At 65.2% G+C, this 15,610-nt stretch carries 18 protein-coding genes; 8 read left to right on the plus strand and 10 right to left on the minus strand.

What is annotated here, in order from left to right:
* Window positions 1-8 precede the first annotated feature (8 nt).
* The 7 genes from ACEQZ0_RS08115 to ACEQZ0_RS08145 form a co-directional block, all read right to left on the minus strand.
* Window positions 9-767 (minus strand): SufD family Fe-S cluster assembly protein, encoded by a 759-nt coding sequence (locus tag ACEQZ0_RS08115; protein ID WP_370190195.1) that lies wholly within the window; start codon window positions 765-767, stop codon window positions 9-11.
* Window positions 760-1,509 carry a Fe-S cluster assembly ATPase SufC gene (gene sufC, locus ACEQZ0_RS08120; RefSeq protein WP_370190197.1) on the minus strand — a complete coding sequence of 250 codons (750 nt, stop codon included), beginning with the start codon at window positions 1,507-1,509 and terminating at the stop codon, window positions 760-762. Before sufC ends, ACEQZ0_RS08115 begins: the two co-directional genes overlap by 8 nt.
* Window positions 1,509-1,640, minus strand: coding sequence for a hypothetical protein (locus tag ACEQZ0_RS08125; protein ID WP_370190199.1), 132 nt, complete (start codon window positions 1,638-1,640; stop codon window positions 1,509-1,511). The genes sufC and ACEQZ0_RS08125 overlap by 1 nt, the downstream gene beginning before the upstream one ends.
* Complete coding sequence (locus ACEQZ0_RS08130; protein ID WP_370190201.1) at window positions 1,637-2,170, minus strand: DUF559 domain-containing protein; 534 nt, start codon at window positions 2,168-2,170, stop codon at window positions 1,637-1,639. Before ACEQZ0_RS08130 ends, ACEQZ0_RS08125 begins: the two co-directional genes overlap by 4 nt.
* Window positions 2,167-3,648: a Fe-S cluster assembly protein SufB gene (gene sufB / locus ACEQZ0_RS08135; RefSeq protein ID WP_370190203.1), complete on the minus strand. Its 1,482-nt coding sequence runs from the start codon at window positions 3,646-3,648 to the stop codon at window positions 2,167-2,169. The genes ACEQZ0_RS08130 and sufB overlap by 4 nt, the downstream gene beginning before the upstream one ends.
* Entirely contained in the window at window positions 3,645-4,055 is a 411-nt protein-coding gene (locus ACEQZ0_RS08140) for an SUF system Fe-S cluster assembly regulator (protein ID WP_370190205.1), read from the minus strand. Before ACEQZ0_RS08140 ends, sufB begins: the two co-directional genes overlap by 4 nt.
* Before the next feature lie 104 nt (window positions 4,056-4,159).
* A complete protein-coding gene (locus ACEQZ0_RS08145) occupies window positions 4,160-5,083 on the minus strand; it encodes a hypothetical protein (RefSeq protein WP_370190207.1) in 924 nt (307 codons plus the stop codon).
* 343 nt (window positions 5,084-5,426) lie between these two features.
* Between ACEQZ0_RS08145 and ACEQZ0_RS08150 the strand changes: the two genes are divergently transcribed.
* The 3 genes from ACEQZ0_RS08150 to ACEQZ0_RS08160 all read left to right on the plus strand — a co-directional run bounded on the left by ACEQZ0_RS08150 (window position 5,427) and on the right by ACEQZ0_RS08160 (window position 10,082).
* Window positions 5,427-6,455, plus strand: a complete 1,029-nt coding sequence (locus ACEQZ0_RS08150) for a quinone-dependent dihydroorotate dehydrogenase (RefSeq protein WP_370190209.1) — start codon at window positions 5,427-5,429, stop codon at window positions 6,453-6,455.
* Between the two features lie 10 nt (window positions 6,456-6,465).
* Complete coding sequence (gene ggt, locus ACEQZ0_RS08155) at window positions 6,466-8,184, plus strand: gamma-glutamyltransferase (RefSeq protein WP_370190211.1); 1,719 nt, start codon at window positions 6,466-6,468, stop codon at window positions 8,182-8,184.
* A gap of 95 nt (window positions 8,185-8,279) precedes the next feature.
* Window positions 8,280-10,082, plus strand: coding sequence for a long-chain fatty acid--CoA ligase (locus ACEQZ0_RS08160; RefSeq protein WP_370190213.1), 1,803 nt, complete (start codon window positions 8,280-8,282; stop codon window positions 10,080-10,082).
* On the opposite strand, the gene ACEQZ0_RS08165 is transcribed toward ACEQZ0_RS08160, so the two are convergent.
* The 3 genes from ACEQZ0_RS08165 to ACEQZ0_RS08175 form a co-directional block, all read right to left on the minus strand.
* Complete coding sequence (locus tag ACEQZ0_RS08165) at window positions 10,079-10,606, minus strand: hypothetical protein (RefSeq protein WP_370190215.1); 528 nt, start codon at window positions 10,604-10,606, stop codon at window positions 10,079-10,081. The two genes, ACEQZ0_RS08160 and ACEQZ0_RS08165, sit on opposite strands and share 4 nt — an antisense overlap.
* Before the next feature lie 171 nt (window positions 10,607-10,777).
* A complete protein-coding gene (gene thiS / locus ACEQZ0_RS08170) occupies window positions 10,778-11,749 on the minus strand; it encodes a sulfur carrier protein ThiS (protein ID WP_370190217.1) in 972 nt (323 codons plus the stop codon).
* 10 nt (window positions 11,750-11,759) lie between these two features.
* On the minus strand, window positions 11,760-12,164 hold the full coding sequence (locus ACEQZ0_RS08175; protein WP_370190219.1) for a MerC domain-containing protein: 405 nt from the start codon (window positions 12,162-12,164) through the stop codon (window positions 11,760-11,762).
* 142 nt (window positions 12,165-12,306) lie between these two features.
* Here ACEQZ0_RS08175 and ACEQZ0_RS08180 point away from each other — a divergent pair, with 142 nt between their 5' ends.
* The 5 genes from ACEQZ0_RS08180 to rpsI all read left to right on the plus strand — a co-directional run bounded on the left by ACEQZ0_RS08180 (window position 12,307) and on the right by rpsI (window position 15,559).
* Window positions 12,307-13,329 carry a COX15/CtaA family protein gene (locus tag ACEQZ0_RS08180; RefSeq protein ID WP_370190221.1) on the plus strand — a complete coding sequence of 341 codons (1,023 nt, stop codon included), beginning with the start codon at window positions 12,307-12,309 and terminating at the stop codon, window positions 13,327-13,329.
* Window positions 13,326-13,631, plus strand: a complete 306-nt coding sequence (cutA, locus tag ACEQZ0_RS08185) for a divalent-cation tolerance protein CutA (protein WP_370190223.1) — start codon at window positions 13,326-13,328, stop codon at window positions 13,629-13,631. The genes ACEQZ0_RS08180 and cutA overlap by 4 nt, the downstream gene beginning before the upstream one ends.
* Before the next feature lie 26 nt (window positions 13,632-13,657).
* Complete coding sequence (locus ACEQZ0_RS08190; protein WP_370190225.1) at window positions 13,658-14,386, plus strand: hypothetical protein; 729 nt, start codon at window positions 13,658-13,660, stop codon at window positions 14,384-14,386.
* A gap of 169 nt (window positions 14,387-14,555) precedes the next feature.
* Complete coding sequence (rplM, locus tag ACEQZ0_RS08195) at window positions 14,556-15,035, plus strand: 50S ribosomal protein L13 (protein WP_370190227.1); 480 nt, start codon at window positions 14,556-14,558, stop codon at window positions 15,033-15,035.
* Entirely contained in the window at window positions 15,035-15,559 is a 525-nt protein-coding gene (gene rpsI / locus ACEQZ0_RS08200; protein ID WP_370190229.1) for a 30S ribosomal protein S9, read from the plus strand. The genes rplM and rpsI overlap by 1 nt, the downstream gene beginning before the upstream one ends.
* Window positions 15,560-15,610 lie beyond the last annotated feature (51 nt).

Consider the following 15,610-nt stretch of genomic DNA (forward strand, 5'->3'; position numbering starts at 1 on the left):
ACTATCGCTCACAGCGCCTTGTCCACCTTGTCGAGCGCGTGCCTCATCAGCGCCTCGCGCGTATCGTCATCGTCGAGCGAGACCAGCGCATCGCCGAGGAAGGCCTGCACCAGCAGGCAGCGCGCGAGATCGGGCGAAAGCCCGCGCGCGGCCATGTAGAAACGCGCTGCCTCGTCCAATTGGCCGACGCTGGCGCCATGCGCGCATTTCACGTCGTCGGCGAAGATTTCGAGCTGCGGAACGGCATTCACGCTCGCACCCTTCTCGAGCAACAGCCCCTTGAAGTCCTGCGCGGCGTCGGTCTTCTGCGCGTGGCGCAAGACGTCGATATTGCCGAGGAAGTTACCCGTGCCGTGGCCCCAGTGGACGCTACGGACGGTCTGGTTGCTAGTCGCCTCGGGCTCGGCGTGCACCGTGCGGGTGACGAATTCGCGGACTGTTTCGCGTCCGCCAACGGTGATTCCGCCAAATTCGAAATGGGCGCCCCTGCCCAGCGTCACTTCGATTTCGAGCCGGGCGTATTCGGCGGAGGACAGCACCGCGAAAATCTCGCAGGTTGCGCCTTCGCCCACGGAAACGCGCCAGCGGTGCAGTTCGGTCGGTCGCGTAGCCTCGCCATCGGCGATCGCAAGCGTCTCGCGGAAGGTTTCGCCCGCCGCGATATCGATCGTGCGCCAGGCATCGAGGTTCTCACCCTGCAGCCGGTCGACCGCAGAATAGCGCCAGGCCTCCTCGCGCCGCGTGGGAAGTTCGGCTGCTTCAGGCATCCGCCATCACCGCATCATAGCCTTCGTTTTCGAGTTCGACTGCCAGCTCCGGTCCACCGGTCTTCACGATGCGGCCCTTCGACAGGATCGAGACCTTGTCCGGCTTCACGACTTCGAGCAGGCGCTGGTAGTGGGTGATCAGCAGCACGCCCTTGGCCGGATCGCGCATGATCGCATTGATGCCTTCGCCCACCACGCGCAGCGCATCGATGTCGAGGCCACTGTCGGTCTCGTCGAGCACGGCGAAGGCGGGATCGAGAATGCCCATCTGGACCATCTCGGCGCGCTTCTTCTCGCCGCCCGAGAAGCCGACATTGACGTGGCGCTTGAGCATTTCGGGGTCGAGCTTGAGCAGGCCGGCCTTTTCCTTCGCGAGCTTGAGGAACTCGCCGCCGGTGAGCGATTCTTCGCCGCGTGCCTTGCGCTGCGAATTGAGCGCCTCGCGGAGGAACTGCAAGTTCGAGACGCCGGGGATTTCGACCGGGTACTGGAAGCCGAGGAACAGGCCCGCCGCCGCGCGTTCGTGCGGTTCGAGGTCGAGCAGGTCCTGCCCGTTGAACTCTACGGAACCGGCGGTGACCTCGTAGCCAGGCCGACCGCCCAGCACATAGGCGAGCGTCGACTTGCCCGCGCCATTGGGGCCCATGATTGCATGGACCTCGCCCGCGGGCACGGTCAGCGAGAGGCCGTTGAGGATTGTCTTGCCGTCGATTTCGGCGTGGAGATTGTCGATTTTGAGCATCAGGCGATTTCCAGATTATCGTCGCCCCGGACCTGATCCGGGGCCGGTGCTGCCTTGGGCGCAGCGGCAGAAAGAGGAGCTGCATCCCGGATCACGTCCGGGATGACGGGAAAGGGGTTGGCGATCATCATCGGCGATCTCGCGGCCCGCCTGCCGGGCGTCCCCGCCTCGGCGTCGAGCCGTATTTCGACTGGTGCGCGCGGCGCGCGGTCTGCTTGTCGCGGTAGCGCGCGTTCATCGCGGCGAAGATCGGCTGCATCGCGGCCTCGACATCCTCGAGGATTGTCGCGGCGGGGATGCGGAAGACCTCGATGCCGACGCTCGAAAGGCTCTTGTCGCGGCGCTTGGCGAGGGTGTCGTTCTGCCCCTCCTCGTCGATTGCGATCGCGAGGCCGAGCGGGTGCGAAACGAAATCGAGGATGGCCGAGCCGACCACGGTGTGGCGGGTGAACTTGTATTTGCCGAAATCTTCCTTGGCGAAGCGCGCAGCGAGCGCCTTGTGCGCCGGGCTCGCATGCCGCCGCAGATAGCGCGCGCGCTCGTGGATCTTGTCGAGCCGCTTCTCCGAGATCTCCCACCCGCGGCCCTTCTTCTTGAGCGCGGGGGTTTCGTCGGCGGCTTCGCCAGGATCGCGGAGCTGGAGGGTTTTGCGGTCGGTCATCCCACACTCCCTTCGAGCGAGATCGCCAGCAGCTTCTGCGCTTCGACCGCGAATTCCATCGGCAGCTCTTTCAGCACATCCTTGGCGAAGCCGTTGACGATCAGCGCCATCGCTTCCTCATCATCCAGCCCGCGCTGCATGGCGTAGAAGAGCTGGTCGTCGCTAATCTTGCTGGTGGTCGCCTCGTGCTCGATCTGCGCGCTCGGATTCTTCACCTCGATATAGGGCACGGTGTGCGCGCCGCATTGGTCGCCGATCAGCAGCGAATCGCATTCGGTACGGTTGCGAACGCCGTCGGCATTGGCCGCCACGCGCACCAGCCCGCGATAGGTGTTGTTGGACTTGCCCGCCGAAATGCCCTTGGAGATGATCGTCGAACGGCTGCCCCTGCCATTGTGGATCATCTTGGTGCCGGTATCGGCCTGCTGGTAGTTGTTGGTCACCGCGACCGAGTAGAACTCGCCCACGCTGTCTTCGCCGTTGAGCACGCAGCTGGGATATTTCCACGTCACTGCGCTGCCGGTTTCGACCTGCGTCCAGCTGATCTTGCTCCGCGCGCCCTGGCACAACCCACGCTTGGTGACGAAATTGTAGATGCCGCCCTTGCCCTCGGCATTGCCGGGATACCAGTTCTGCACGGTCGAATATTTGATCTCGGCATCTTCGAGCGCGACCAGTTCGACCACCGCGGCGTGGAGCTGGTTCTCGTCGCGCATCGGCGCTGTGCAGCCTTCGAGATAGCTGACGTAACTGCCCTTTTCGGCGACGATCAGCGTGCGTTCGAACTGGCCTGTATTCTCGGCGTTGATGCGGAAATAGGTGGAGAGCTCCATCGGGCAGCGCACGCCTTCGGGCAGATAGACGAAGGTGCCGTCGGAAAAGACCGCGCTGTTCAGCGTGGCGAAGAAGTTGTCGTGCTGCGGCACGACCTTGCCGAGCCACTTTTTTACGAGTTCCGGATACTCCTTGATCGCCTCGCTGATCGAGAGGAAGATGACCCCCGCCTTCTTGAGCTCTTCGCGGAAGGTGGTGGCGACGCTGACCGAATCGAACACCGCATCGACCGCAACCTTGCGCGCGCCCTCGACCCCGGCGAGCACTTCCTGCTCCGCCACGGGAATGCCGAGCTTGTCGTAGACCGCCTTGATCTCGGGATCGAGCTCGTCGAGCGAGGCAAGCTTTTCCTTCTTCTTGGGCGCGGCGTAATAATAGGCATCCTGGTAATTGATCGCCGGATAGCCGAGCTTGGCCCAGTCGGGCTCTTCCATCTCCTGCCACAGGCGGAAGGCCTTGAGGCGCCAGTCGAGCATCCATTCGGGCTCGCCCTTCTTGGCGGAAATGAACCGGACGGTGTCTTCGGTCAGCCCCTTCTCGGCGAACTCGGTCTCGATCTCGGCCGACCAGCCGTGTTCGTATTCGGCCGCCCTGGCAGCGGCCTCCTTCGCTTCGCGGTCCTGGATGTCGATCTCTTGATTCATGCAATCTCTCTTGACGGGGCGAGCTGGGTCAGCGGGATCGCCGCCAGCGCGCCGCGCAACGCTTCATTGACGAGCGGCCAGTGCGGCCTGACCGAGCAATCGTGCCCGACCGTACAATCCGCCCCCTCGATACAGGCGGTCAGCGCGATCGGTCCTTCGACCGCCTCGACGATGTCGGCGAGGGTGATCGCCGCCGCAGGCCGCGCCAGTTGCAGCCCGCCCCCCGCCCCGCGCGTCGAGCGCAGCAGGCCGGCGGACGAAAGCTTGCTGACCAGCTTCTGCACGGTCGGGACGGGGAGGCCGGTTTCCGCCGCCAGTTCCGCAGCGCTGGTCCGCCCGCCGCCGCAATGGCGTGCGGCGGCGCACATCGCGACCACGGCATAATCGGCAAGGTTGGACAGTCTCATTCCAGCGACACAAAGCTTAATCGGACCAATTTGTTCCGATTGGCCAGCTAGGCGCGCGAAACCGCCATTTCAACGGGAATCGGCTTGTTGCGAGTCGTTAGCAGTCAGACTTCGTCGAGCAGCCCGCGACCGAGCTGCTCGGCTTCGCCCGAGCCGAAGAGGTCGACCGAGCCGTAGCCGTCGGGCCCGAGCATGTCGTTGATGCTCGATTCGCCGCCCGGCTGAAGCCGCTTGGGCGTGCGCCCGGTAAAGAAGCGGATTTCCTTGATCAGATGCGCCTGGTCGTAGAACGCTTCGCGAATCTCGGCTTCGATTTCCTCGGGCAGTTGCGGCATCGACAGCAAGGTAGCCGCACGGACGGCGCGATACCGCCGCACCAGGCGCACCGGCGACTGGCCGAAGAACTGCGCCACCAACCGCTGCGCCTGACGCTTCGAATAGGGCAATCTTTCGTACAGGCTTTCGAGATCGGGCTTGAACGAACTCGAAAGCCATTCGAGCGTCCGGTCGATCACGGTGAGATGCTGTTCGGGCAGCTGCGATATGCCATTGCGGACGATGTCGCTCATCGCCTCGAGCAACGCGTCATCGCCGAGCTCGCTCTCGCGGCAGCGCACCGCCAGCTCGCGGAATCGCCCGGCGAGCGTATCCCCGAGCACCATCTCCGGTTCGAGGAAGCAGTCGTGGTAATCGTGGACCGACAGGCCCGAAAGCGCCGCCCAGCCGCGAAAGTTGAGCGAAACGCCAAACAGGACGGCCGGGCCGCTGACGCTGAAATTGCGCGCCTGGCACAGTGGTGCGAGAAAGAAGGCGTCGCTGGTTTCGGCTACCGTACCCTGGTCGAACTGCATCCGCCCGACCCCCTGGGCGAACATCACCATCTGGCCTGAATAGGCAGGCAGCACGTCGTCCAGCTGGTCGGAAGGACTGCGCCAGACATAGAGCGAGTTGAGATACGGCGCCAGATCGTTCGGCGCCGCTACAAATTCGAATGAATGTGACGCAGCGTCACCTGTTCGACCCGACAAACCCCTGTTCCGTTTCTTATCTGCCCAAAGAATTGTATAAATACGCCAAACAGGCGAATGCCGCAATCACCTTGTCGACAAATCCGACCACGCGCCGAACACCGGCCAAAAAAAGGGGGCGACCTATGAAGTCGCCCCCGTTGAAGTCGAGAACTCGCTGCAGAACTGCACCGAGCCCTTCGGGTCGCGCTATTGTGTTAAACCGAGTCCGGGATGATTGATTGTATGCAAGCGACAAGGCGGCGGACTGAAGGTTTTTCTTGATTTCCCTGCCTAATCCACGACCGTTCGGAGACGGGGAAACGGCTCGACAGCCGGTCCGCCAGACGGCATTGCGCGCGGCATGCTGTTCGACCTCGCCCGCCCTGCCCTGTTCGCGCTCGATCCCGAACGCGCCCACCGCCTGTCCGTCCGCGCGCTGGCCCTTTCGCCGCGCTGCGGCCCGCCATCGGCAGGGGCGCTGGCAACCACGGTGGCCGGGCTGGAGTTTCCCACCCCGCTCGGCATGGCTGCCGGCTTCGACAAGGACGGCGAGGTGCCCGACCAGTTGCTCGGCCTGGGCTTCGGGTTTGCCGAGGTCGGGTCGATCACCCCGCGCCCGCAGGCAGGCAATCCGAAGCCGCGCCTGTTCCGCCTCGTCGAGGACCGCGGCGTAATCAATCGCATGGGCTTCAACAATCGCGGGGCGGAGGTTGCACGAACCCGGCTCGCGCGCCGCGCCGGGCGCCCCGGCATCGTCGGGATCAATATCGGTGCCAACAAGGACAGCGAGGACCGCATCGCGGACTATGTCGCGATGACCCGGATCATGGCACCGCTTGCCTCCTATCTCGCGGTCAATATCTCCAGCCCCAACACGCCGGGTCTGCGCGCGCTGCAGGACGAGAGCGCGCTCACCGCGCTGCTCGATGCGGTGATCGCAGCGCGCGGAGCAGGCGGTCCGCCCGTATTCCTCAAGGTCGCGCCCGACCTCCAGCCGGCGGATATCGACGCGATCGCGCGCATCGCCATCGAGCGGCGGCTCGGCGCGCTGATCGTTTCGAACACGACGATATCGCGCCCTGCCCTGCGCTCGCGCCATGCCACCGAGGCAGGCGGACTGTCGGGGGCGCCACTGCGCGATCTGGCGCAGCAACGATTGAGGGACTTCCGCAAGGCCACCGGTGGCACCATTCCGCTGGTCGGAGTGGGCGGGATCGCTACGGCAGAGGACGCGTGGTCCCGGATCCGCGCGGGTGCCAGCCTGGTTCAGCTCTACAGTGCCATGGTCTATGAAGGCCCTGGCCTGCCGCACCGCATTGTGCGCGGGCTCGAACAACTGATGCATCGCGACGGCTTCGCTTCGATTGCCGAAGCGGTCGGAAGCGAATAGCTTCGCGCGCATGATCAGACCTCTCGTCTCCTCCACGCTTCTGGCGCTGACGCTGTGCGGATGCGCCGCCACGCCCCCGGTCGCCTCGACGCCAGCCCACACCGAAACCGCTTTTTCAGGGACCGTCTCAGCCGCCGACCCGCGCGCGCAGGCCGCGGGCGAGGAGATGCTGGCGAAGGGTGGCAGCGCCACCGACGCCGCGATCGCGGTGATGCTGGCCCTGACCGTCGTCGAGCCGCAGAGCTCGGGCATCGGCGGCGGCGGCTTCATGGTGCGTGGCACTGCCGCAGGCGGCATCGAGACTTTCGATGGGCGCGAGACTGCGCCTTCCGGGGCGACGCCCGAATGGTTTCTCGGCCCCGACGGCAAGCTTCCGCCCTTTATCGATTCGGTGCGCAGCGGCCTTTCGGTCGGCGTGCCCGGCAATATCGCGCTCGCCGCCAAGGCCCACCAGGAGCACGGCAAGCTCGCCTGGGCCACGCTATTCGACCCGGCGATCCGGCTGGCACGCGAGGGGTTCGAGATGAACCCGCGGCTCAACGGCATGCTCGCCATGGCCAAGGACCGCTCGGCGCATTCGGCCGCGGCGCGTGCGCTGTTCTTCGATGCTTCGGGCAATCCGCTGCCTGTGGGCACACGGATCATCAACGAACCGCTCGCCCGGACGTTCGAGAAAATTGCCGCGGCAGGCTCCAAGGCCTTCTATTCGGGAGACCTGGCGCGTGAAATCGCCGCGACGGTTGCGGCCGATACCCCGCGCGACGGGGCGATGACCTATGCGGATATCACCTCGTACGAAGCCAAGGCGCGCGACGGAGTTTGCGGCAGCTACCGCGCCTATCGCATCTGCACCATGGGGCCGCCGACCTCGGGTGGGGTCGCGGTGCTCCAGATTCTGGGTCAGCTCGAACGTTTCGATCTCGCCGCGCTCGGCCTGCAAAATCCCGTAACCTGGCACCTGTTCGTCGAATCGCAGCGGCTCGCCTATGCCGATCGCGAACTCTACCTCGCCGACAGCGATTACGTCTCCGTGCCCGTCGCCGGGCTCGTCGAGCCGGACTATCTGGCCCAGCGCAGCGCGCTCATCTCGGCAGACTCCACCTTGTCGCAGGCGGTCCCAGGCACGCCTCGGGGCGCGCCGCAAGCGCTCGCCGATGGCGACGAACCGATCGAGCATGGTACGACGCATTTCGCAGTGGTCGATGCGAATCGCACCATGGTCAGCTATACCTCGACGGTGGAGGGCCCCTTCGGCTCGGGCCTGATGGTCGGCGGCTTCTTCCTCAACAACGAACTAACCGATTTCAGCCGCTCGCCGGTGATCGATGGCAGGCTTGTGGCCAATCGCGTGGAGGGCGGAAAACGCCCGCGCAGTTCGATGTCGCCCACGGTGATCTGGGACCCTGAAGGCAAGCCTTTTCTGGCGGTCGGCGCGGCGGGCGGAAGCACGATCCCGGTCCAGACCGCACGCAGCATCATCGGTGCGATCGATTTCGGCCTGTCGGCGCGCGAGATTCTCGGCCTGCCCTTCATCATGGCCTTCGACGACAGGGTGATGGTCGAAGAGGGCACATGGCTGGAAGAACAGGCGTCGGCCTTTCGCGCGCTCGGCCATGGCGAGGTTTTCGTGCGCGAGGCCCCGGTGAAGGCCGGTGCCGTGCTGCGCGGCCCGCTCGGCTGGGAAAGCGCGCGCGATCCCCGGCTCGACGGCAAGATCGAAACGCCCTGATCGGGCCAGCCTTCGGCTTGCCGAGGCGCAGCGAGCGGCCTAAGCCCGCGCTACCGAATGGTCGCACAAGAACATAACTGCTGAGGAGCCAAGCCGTGCTGTCGGATATCGATTCCGCCAACAATCTCGTCGAACTCTTCCTGAAGCGTGCTGCCGAGAAGGGTGACAGGCCGTTCCTCGGCGCCAAGATCGCGGGAAGCTGGCAGACCATCAGCTGGAGCGAGGCCGCCGAGCAGGTGTGCCTCCTTGCGGAGAACTTGCGCGCCCTGGGCCTGAGGGACGGCGACCGCGTCTGCCTCGTTTCCGAGAACCGGCCAGAGTGGTGCATCTCCGATCTCGCGATCATGGCGGCGGGCTGCATCACCGTGCCCGCCTACATCACCAACACCGAACGCGACCATGTCCACATCCTCGACAATTCGGGAGCCAAGGCGGTCATCGTTTCGACCGAGAAACTGTTGCGCCCACTGCATGGCGCCCTCCAGGCTTCGGGCATTGCCGACCATGTCATCGGTATCGAGGATCTTCATCGCCAGCAGTCGGGCAGCTTTACCTTCCACACCTGGGACAAGATGCTGTCCGGCGATCCCGCGACGGCGCGGCAGGCGGTCGAACGGCGGATCGCCGCTATTGGACGCGAAACCACCGCCTGCATCATCTACACCAGCGGGACCGGGGGCGCGCCGCGCGGCGTGATGCAGCATCATGGCGCGATCCTGTGCAACGTGGCCGGCGCGGCGGAGATCCTGATCGAGGATTTCGGCATTGCCGACGACGAGCGGTTCCTGTCGTTCCTGCCGCTGAGCCATGCCTATGAACACACTGGCGGCCAGTTCCTGCCGATCAGCGTGGGTGCGCAGATCTTTTACGCCGAAGGTCTCGAGAAGCTCGCCAGCAACATCGAGGAAACCCGCCCGACGATCATGGTCGTGGTGCCGCGCCTGTTCGAAGTGCTGCGCACGCGGATCATGAAGCAGGTCCAGAAACAGGGCGGGTTGGCCGAAAAGCTGATGAACACGGCGCTCGAGGTCGGCGAGCGGCGCGCCGCGGGCAAACCGAAGTTCGGCGACGCGTTGAGGGATGCGCTGGTCGGACGCCTGCTCAAGCCCAAGATCCGCCAACGCTTCGGGGGACGCATCAAGGCGATGGTTTCGGGCGGTGCTCCGCTCAACCCCGATGTCGGAATCTTCTTCGAGTCGATGGGCCTCACCATGCTGCAAGGCTATGGCCAGACCGAAGCGGGGCCGGTGATCAGTTGCAATCGCCCGTCGGCGGGCATTGCCATGCATTCGGTGGGCCCGGCGATGCGTGGCGTCGATATCCGCATCGCCGAGGACGGGGAGATCCTGGTCCAAGGCGAACTCGTTATGCGGGGCTATTGGCAGAACGATAGCGAGACCGAACGCACGATCAAGGACGGCTGGCTCCACACGGGCGATATCGGCCATGTCGACGACCGGCGGCGGATCGTCATCACCGATCGCAAGAAGGACATGATCGTCAACGACAAGGGCGACAATATTGCCCCGCAGAAAGTCGAGGGCATGCTGACGCTCCAGCCCGAGATCGGTCAGGCGATGGTCGCGGGCGATCGCAAGCCCTATATCGTCGGGCTGATCGTGCCCGATGCCGAATGGACGCTCGAATGGTGCCGCGCGCAGGGCAAGAAGTTCGACTGCAAGAAGGTTCAGGAGCTACCCGAATTCAAGGCCGCCGTGCGCACCGCGGTCGACCGGGTCAACAAGGATTTGTCGGTGGTCGAGAAAGTCCGCCAATTCGCCTTCGCCGACGAGCCCTTTACCATCGAGAACGAGGAAATGACCCCCTCGATGAAGATCCGCCGCCACAAGATCAAGGAACGCTATGGCGAGCGGCTGGAGAAGCTCTATCGCAGCTAGGCTGCCGCTTCCTCGATAAATTCGGGGTAGAAGCTCGGTTCGCGATCGCTCCAGCCGGGCGCGGTCGCAGCGGCTTCGCTGAGCGACTGGAGGAGCATCTTGCGGCGTTCGGGACGAATCTGCGGCAGCGCGGCGGCAGCACAGAACGCGCTCGGCAGCCAAGGGCGCGCATCGGCCGAAATCAGGCGTTCATAGAGGAAGCGAAAGGCGGAGAAGCTGTCGATCCGTTCCTGCGCGAGGTCGAAGGCCGCGACGCGGGTGAGTTTGCCCACAAAGCCCTCGATGCTGTCGAAGCCCGATTGTTCGGGGATCGAGTTACGCAGCGCCTTCAATTCCTGGTAGGCGACATACTGGCTGCGGATCGCGGCATTCTCGCCCGCATTGCGTCCCCAGACCCGGAAGGCGTCGCAGCGGCTGAGCCCGATGTCGAGACTGCGGCGGATGTAGCGCTGCTCGGCGGCGGTGAATCCGGCAAATTCGCGCATTTCGGCGATGGTCAGCGATGCGGTATGCGTAACGGCCATGGCGGCACTCTCCTGCTACGAGGCCGAGTGTCGCCGAATATGGTTAACAAGTGGTGAGCTGCGTCGAAACTCGCCACCGTCGTGCCGGTCTTCGGGCCTATCGGCCTCACCCAGGAGAACGGCCATCGGCCGCCGGGATGAAGCCCTCACCGCACGCGGGGCGGTCCGCGGCTAGATCAGGCCCGCCAGCGGACTCGAAGGATCGGCATATTTGCGCGTCGCCATGCGCCCTGCGAGATAAGCGTCGCGCCCCGCTTCGACCGCCAGCTTCATCGCGCGCGCCATGCGGATCGGGTCCTTGGCTTCGGCGATGGCGGTATTCATCAAGACGCCGTCGCAGCCCAGCTCCATGGCCACCGCCGCGTCCGATGCTGTGCCGACCCCTGCATCGACCAGCACCGGCACGCTCGCGCCTTCCTTGATCAGCCGGATCGTCACGCGGTTCTGGATTCCGAGGCCCGAACCGATCGGTGCCCCCAGCGGCATCACCGCCACCGCACCGGCGTCCTCGAGCTGCTTCGCCGCAATGGGATCGTCGACGCAATAGACCATCGGCAGGAACCCTTCCTTCGCCAGCGTTTCGGTCGCAACCAGCGTTTCGCGCATGTCGGGATAGAGCGTGCGCGCTTCGCCCAGCACCTCGAGCTTGACGAGGTCCCAGCCGCCCGCTTCGCGCGCCAGCCGCAGGGTGCGGATCGCCTCATCGGCGGTGAAGCAGCCGGCGGTATTCGGCAGGTAGGTGATCTTCTTGGGATCGATATAGTCGGTCAGCATCGGCGCCTTGGGATCGCTGACATTGACGCGCCGAACCGCCACCGTGACGATCTCGGCCCCGCTCGCCTCGAGCGCGGCGGCGTTCTGTTCGAAATCCTTGTACTTGCCGGTGCCGACGATGAGGCGGCTTGTGAAAGTCCGTCCGGCTACGCTCCATGTGTCGTCGCCCTGGCCCCCTCCGACGAAATGGACGATCTCGAGCGTGTCGCCATCCGCTATCGGGTGCTCGGCGAGTGCGCTGCGCGGCGCGATCACGCCATTGTGTTCCACCGCGACCTTGGCGGGGTCGAGCTCGAGCTCGCGCACGAGATCGGCGATGGTGGCGGCAGCGGTGCGGCGGGTTTCGCCATTGATGGTGAGGGCAATCATGCCCGCCCACTTAATCGGCGTGGCCGTCCTTGCAAGCACAGGCATGCGCGTGCCGCATATTGAGGATGTGGCCGAGCGACACCAGGGCGACCCCGATGATGGTCAGCACGGCCTCCTCGATACCGTGCGGAACCGCGAGCGCCCCGCCCATGAAGGTGAGCCCCGTCATCGCCACGACGAAGGGAGCCGCGACGCGGTGCCGCAACGCTCCCCAGCCGATCGCAACGCCTGCGATCAACGTCGCCACAAGCAGGCCGAAGCGGTGAATGTCGGGCGCAAGGAAGAACTCGCCTCCGATTCCCAGCCCGGAAACCAGCACAATCGAAAGCAGGCAATGCACGGCGCAGGCGCCCGAGAGGAAGATCCCGGTGCGGTCGAGCCTCCGACGAATCGGCGAGATGGCGCGTTGCAACATGACACGCCAGTTATGTTATGGTGTAACCTGATTCAAGCGGAAGCGTGAAAAATACATCCCGCTTCGGCGGTTGCAGCGACCGGACCGCCGCTTTCGAGATTTGCACTTGCGCCCGAACGGCGCGCCACCCAGAGACGGTTCCATGTCCGAGACATTCAAACAGGGCCGCCCCGTCGCGCTCGCCAACTGGCTTCTGGTTACCGCGGCGATGGTTATCATCATGGTAGCCGTGGGCGGCATTACCCGCCTGACCGAAAGCGGATTGTCGATCACCCACTGGAGCCCGATCACCGGCGCGATACCGCCCCTATCCGAAAGCGCCTGGCAGGCCGAGTTCGAGCTCTACAAGGCGACCGGCGAATACAAGAACGTATCGGGGCCGGCGGGCATGGATCTGGCCGCCTTCAAGTTCATCTTTTTCTGGGAATGGTTCCACCGGCTGTGGGGCCGGCTGATCGGCCTCGTCTTCGCGCTGCCGCTTGCCTGGTTCTGGATCCGGGGAGCGATCCCCGCGGGCTACAAGGGACGCCTCCTCGCCCTGCTCGCGCTGGGCGGCCTGCAGGGCGTGTTCGGCTGGTTCATGGTCCGCAGCGGCCTTTCGGCGACGATGACCGACGTGAGCCATTTCTGGCTGTCGATCCACCTGCTGACCGCGCTGGTGACGCTCGGCGGGCTGGTGTGGACCGCGCTCGACCTCCGACAGCTGGCAAGCCGCGGTGCCGCGCCCGCACGCTGGACGCGGACCGCCAGCTGGGTAGGCGCGATCCTGTTCGTCCAGCTGCTGCTTGGCGCCTGGGTGGCCGGTCTCGACGCCGGGCTCGCCTCCGACAGCTGGCCGCTTATGCAGGGCCGGTTCGTACCCGAATACGACGGGGCGCGGGGCCTTGTCTGGGCCGCCACCCACGATCCCTACCTGATCCATTTCCTCCATCGCTGGTGGGCGTGGGTCGCAGTCGCGGGGCTGGTGGTGATGGCGCGCCGTGTCAGACCGCTCGAACGCCGCGCTTCGGTGGCCATCCATTCGGCATTCGGGACGCAGATCCTGCTCGGCATCGCCACCGTCCTGACCGGTGTCGCGCTGTGGGTCGCGGTGGCCCATCAAATCGTCGGCGCGCTGCTCGTGGCGAGTTTCGCCTGGGGCGCGCACGTGCTCGGCCGGCGATGACCGCGCTGATCTATTGCCCCTTCCCGGACGCCGGCTGCGCCGAGGCGACCGGTCGCATACTGATCGGCGAGCGCCTGATCGGCTGCATCAATATCGGCAACCCGATCCGCTCGGTTTTCTGCTGGAGCGGCACGACCGATCAGGCGGATGAGGTGCCCTGCCTGATGAAGACCTCGGGCGATCTGCTCGAACGGGCGATTGCCCGGCTCGAGGACTTGCACCCCTATGAGGCGCCAGCAATAATGGGCTGGCATTGCGACGCGGCGGGGGCGGCGACGCAGGCTTGGCTCGGCGCGCTCTGAGGCGTCGCCAATCAGGGGAGGGGGATGTGATCGCAGTGGATCGCCGCATGATCCTGCGCTCGATTGGCGCAACGCTTGCTGCGGGTTCGGGTCTGGCGCTGGCCGCAAGGGCAAGGGCCGTCAGCGCCTCGATCGTCGTGCCGCAGCGCTCGTTCGTCTTGCGGCGCGAGCTCGAGCGCGGTCTGGCGCACGGCGACTCGCTCTTGGTGGTCAGGGAATGGCGCGCCCGTTTCGAACAATCCGAGCGTGGAACACTGGTCGAGGGTTCCCAAGTCTTGTGCACTGTCGATGCGCCCGCCGTGCTCGAACCGATTGCGGCGATCGAGCGCGACCGTATCGAGGCCGGTCCGTTTCCGGCGAGGCTTGACGTGAATGGACGGATCATCGACGATCGGAGCGTCGCCCGCGGCGCCGGGGCGGGCGCCGCGGTGCAGGCCGCCTTTGCCGTCCTCGAACGCCTGGGTACACCGAATACCGAAATGCGCGAGGCCCGCGAATATCTGGGCAGGCTCGCGGAAGCCTCGGGCAGGATCATCAGTGCGATCCCGCCCGATCTCTTCTTCCCCCTCGTCGGCGAGGCAAGCGAGCGCCGCGAGCTGGCACTCCCCGGCGGGACGATGGGTGAGGTTTCGGTCAAGATCGCCGCGCGCGCAGGGGCAGGGGGCCTACTCGAAAGCTTCGATCGGCGGATCGTCACCCGGATAGGCGACGATACCCGCAATTCGCGCGAAACCTGGCGTCTACGGCTTGCATAAAGCTCTTGGGGTTTTATTTTACCCCACGGGAAAGGCGCGGAAATACTTGACTGACAGGCGATCCGGCGCCATTTGCCGCGCGCTTCGCGGGTCCCGCAACACGGGATTCGCCGATTGGCGCCGCTGTCCCCAACAGGCACGGCACGAACACTAGGAACGGAAACCAGCCATGAAGGCTCTTACGAAGGCCACCCGGTCGATCAAGCCGGCCGAGGTCGAAAAGAAGTGGCACATCATCGACGCCGAAGGTCTCGTCGTCGGTCGTCTCGCCGCTATCATCGCCAACCACCTGCGCGGCAAGCACAAGCCGAGCTACACCCCGCATGTCGATTGCGGCGACCATGTCGTCGTCATCAACGCCGACAAGGTGAAGTTCACCGGCAAGAAGCTGAACGACAAGGTGTACTACAAACACACCGGCCACCCGGGCGGCATTAAGGAAACCACTCCGGCCAAGGTGCTGGAAGGCAAGTTTCCCGAGCGCGTCCTCGAGAAGGCTGTCGAGCGCATGATTCCGCGCGGCCCGCTTGGCCGTGCGCAGATGCGCGCGCTCCACGTATTCGCCGGCACCGAGCACCCCTATGACGGCCAGAAGCCCGAGAAGCTCGACGTTGCCTCGATGAACCGCAAGAACAAGGTTGTCGCATAATGGCCGACGAAACCAAGAACGAAACCGTCTCGGATCTCGCCGATCTGAAGGACATCGCCGGTGACGCGCCTCAGGGCGATTCGGCAGACATCGCTGCGACCGCGGACGTTCCGCTGCGCGAGCAGGAGCTCGACGCCCAGGGCCGCGCCTATGCCACCGGTCGCCGCAAGGATGCCACCGCGCGCGTCTGGCTCAAGCCGGGCAGCGGCAAGGTCATCGTCAACGGCAAGGACCAGGAAGTCTATTTCGCCCGTCCCACGCTGCGCCTGATCATCGACCAGCCCTTCACGATCACCGATCGCCAGGGCCAGTACGACGTCGTCGCCACTGTCCGCGGCGGCGGCCTTTCGGGCCAGGCCGGTGCGGTCAAGCACGGCATTTCGCAGGCTCTCGCCAAGTACGAACCGGCGCTGCGCAGCACGGTCAAGGCCGCCGGCTTCCTCACCCGCGACAGCCGCGTGGTCGAGCGCAAGAAGTACGGCCGCGCCAAGGCCCGCCGCAGCTTCCAGTTCTCGAAGCGCTAAGGCTTACCCGATCTTACGGATCACCGAGTGGGGCGGTTCCGCAAGGAGCCG

It is taken from the genome of Qipengyuania sp., assembly GCF_964227205.1.
Lineage (GTDB): Bacteria > Pseudomonadota > Alphaproteobacteria > Sphingomonadales > Sphingomonadaceae > Qipengyuania.

Bases quoted from the DNA above. Each gene is read 5' to 3' on its own strand.
- thiS (WP_370190217.1), bottom strand. From the start codon at position 11,749: ATGATTGCCCTCACCATCAATGGCGAAACCCGCCGCACCGCTGCCGCC.
- ACEQZ0_RS08165 (WP_370190215.1), bottom strand. From the start codon at position 10,606: ATGGCCGTTACGCATACCGCATCGCTGACCATCGCCGAAATGCGCGAA.
- sufB (WP_370190203.1), bottom strand. From the start codon at position 3,648: ATGAATCAAGAGATCGACATCCAGGACCGCGAAGCGAAGGAGGCCGCT.
- ACEQZ0_RS08115 (WP_370190195.1), bottom strand. From the start codon at position 767: ATGCCTGAAGCAGCCGAACTTCCCACGCGGCGCGAGGAGGCCTGGCGC.
- ACEQZ0_RS08175 (WP_370190219.1), bottom strand. From the start codon at position 12,164: ATGTTGCAACGCGCCATCTCGCCGATTCGTCGGAGGCTCGACCGCACC.
- ACEQZ0_RS08180 (WP_370190221.1), top strand. From the start codon at position 12,307: ATGTCCGAGACATTCAAACAGGGCCGCCCCGTCGCGCTCGCCAACTGG.
- ACEQZ0_RS08130 (WP_370190201.1), bottom strand. From the start codon at position 2,170: ATGACCGACCGCAAAACCCTCCAGCTCCGCGATCCTGGCGAAGCCGCC.
- ACEQZ0_RS08150 (WP_370190209.1), top strand. From the start codon at position 5,427: ATGCTGTTCGACCTCGCCCGCCCTGCCCTGTTCGCGCTCGATCCCGAA.
- ACEQZ0_RS08140 (WP_370190205.1), bottom strand. From the start codon at position 4,055: ATGAGACTGTCCAACCTTGCCGATTATGCCGTGGTCGCGATGTGCGCC.
- ACEQZ0_RS08125 (WP_370190199.1), bottom strand. From the start codon at position 1,640: ATGATGATCGCCAACCCCTTTCCCGTCATCCCGGACGTGATCCGGGAT.
- cutA (WP_370190223.1), top strand. From the start codon at position 13,326: ATGACCGCGCTGATCTATTGCCCCTTCCCGGACGCCGGCTGCGCCGAG.
- rplM (WP_370190227.1), top strand. From the start codon at position 14,556: ATGAAGGCTCTTACGAAGGCCACCCGGTCGATCAAGCCGGCCGAGGTC.
- sufC (WP_370190197.1), bottom strand. From the start codon at position 1,509: ATGCTCAAAATCGACAATCTCCACGCCGAAATCGACGGCAAGACAATC.
- rpsI (WP_370190229.1), top strand. From the start codon at position 15,035: ATGGCCGACGAAACCAAGAACGAAACCGTCTCGGATCTCGCCGATCTG.
- ggt (WP_370190211.1), top strand. From the start codon at position 6,466: ATGATCAGACCTCTCGTCTCCTCCACGCTTCTGGCGCTGACGCTGTGC.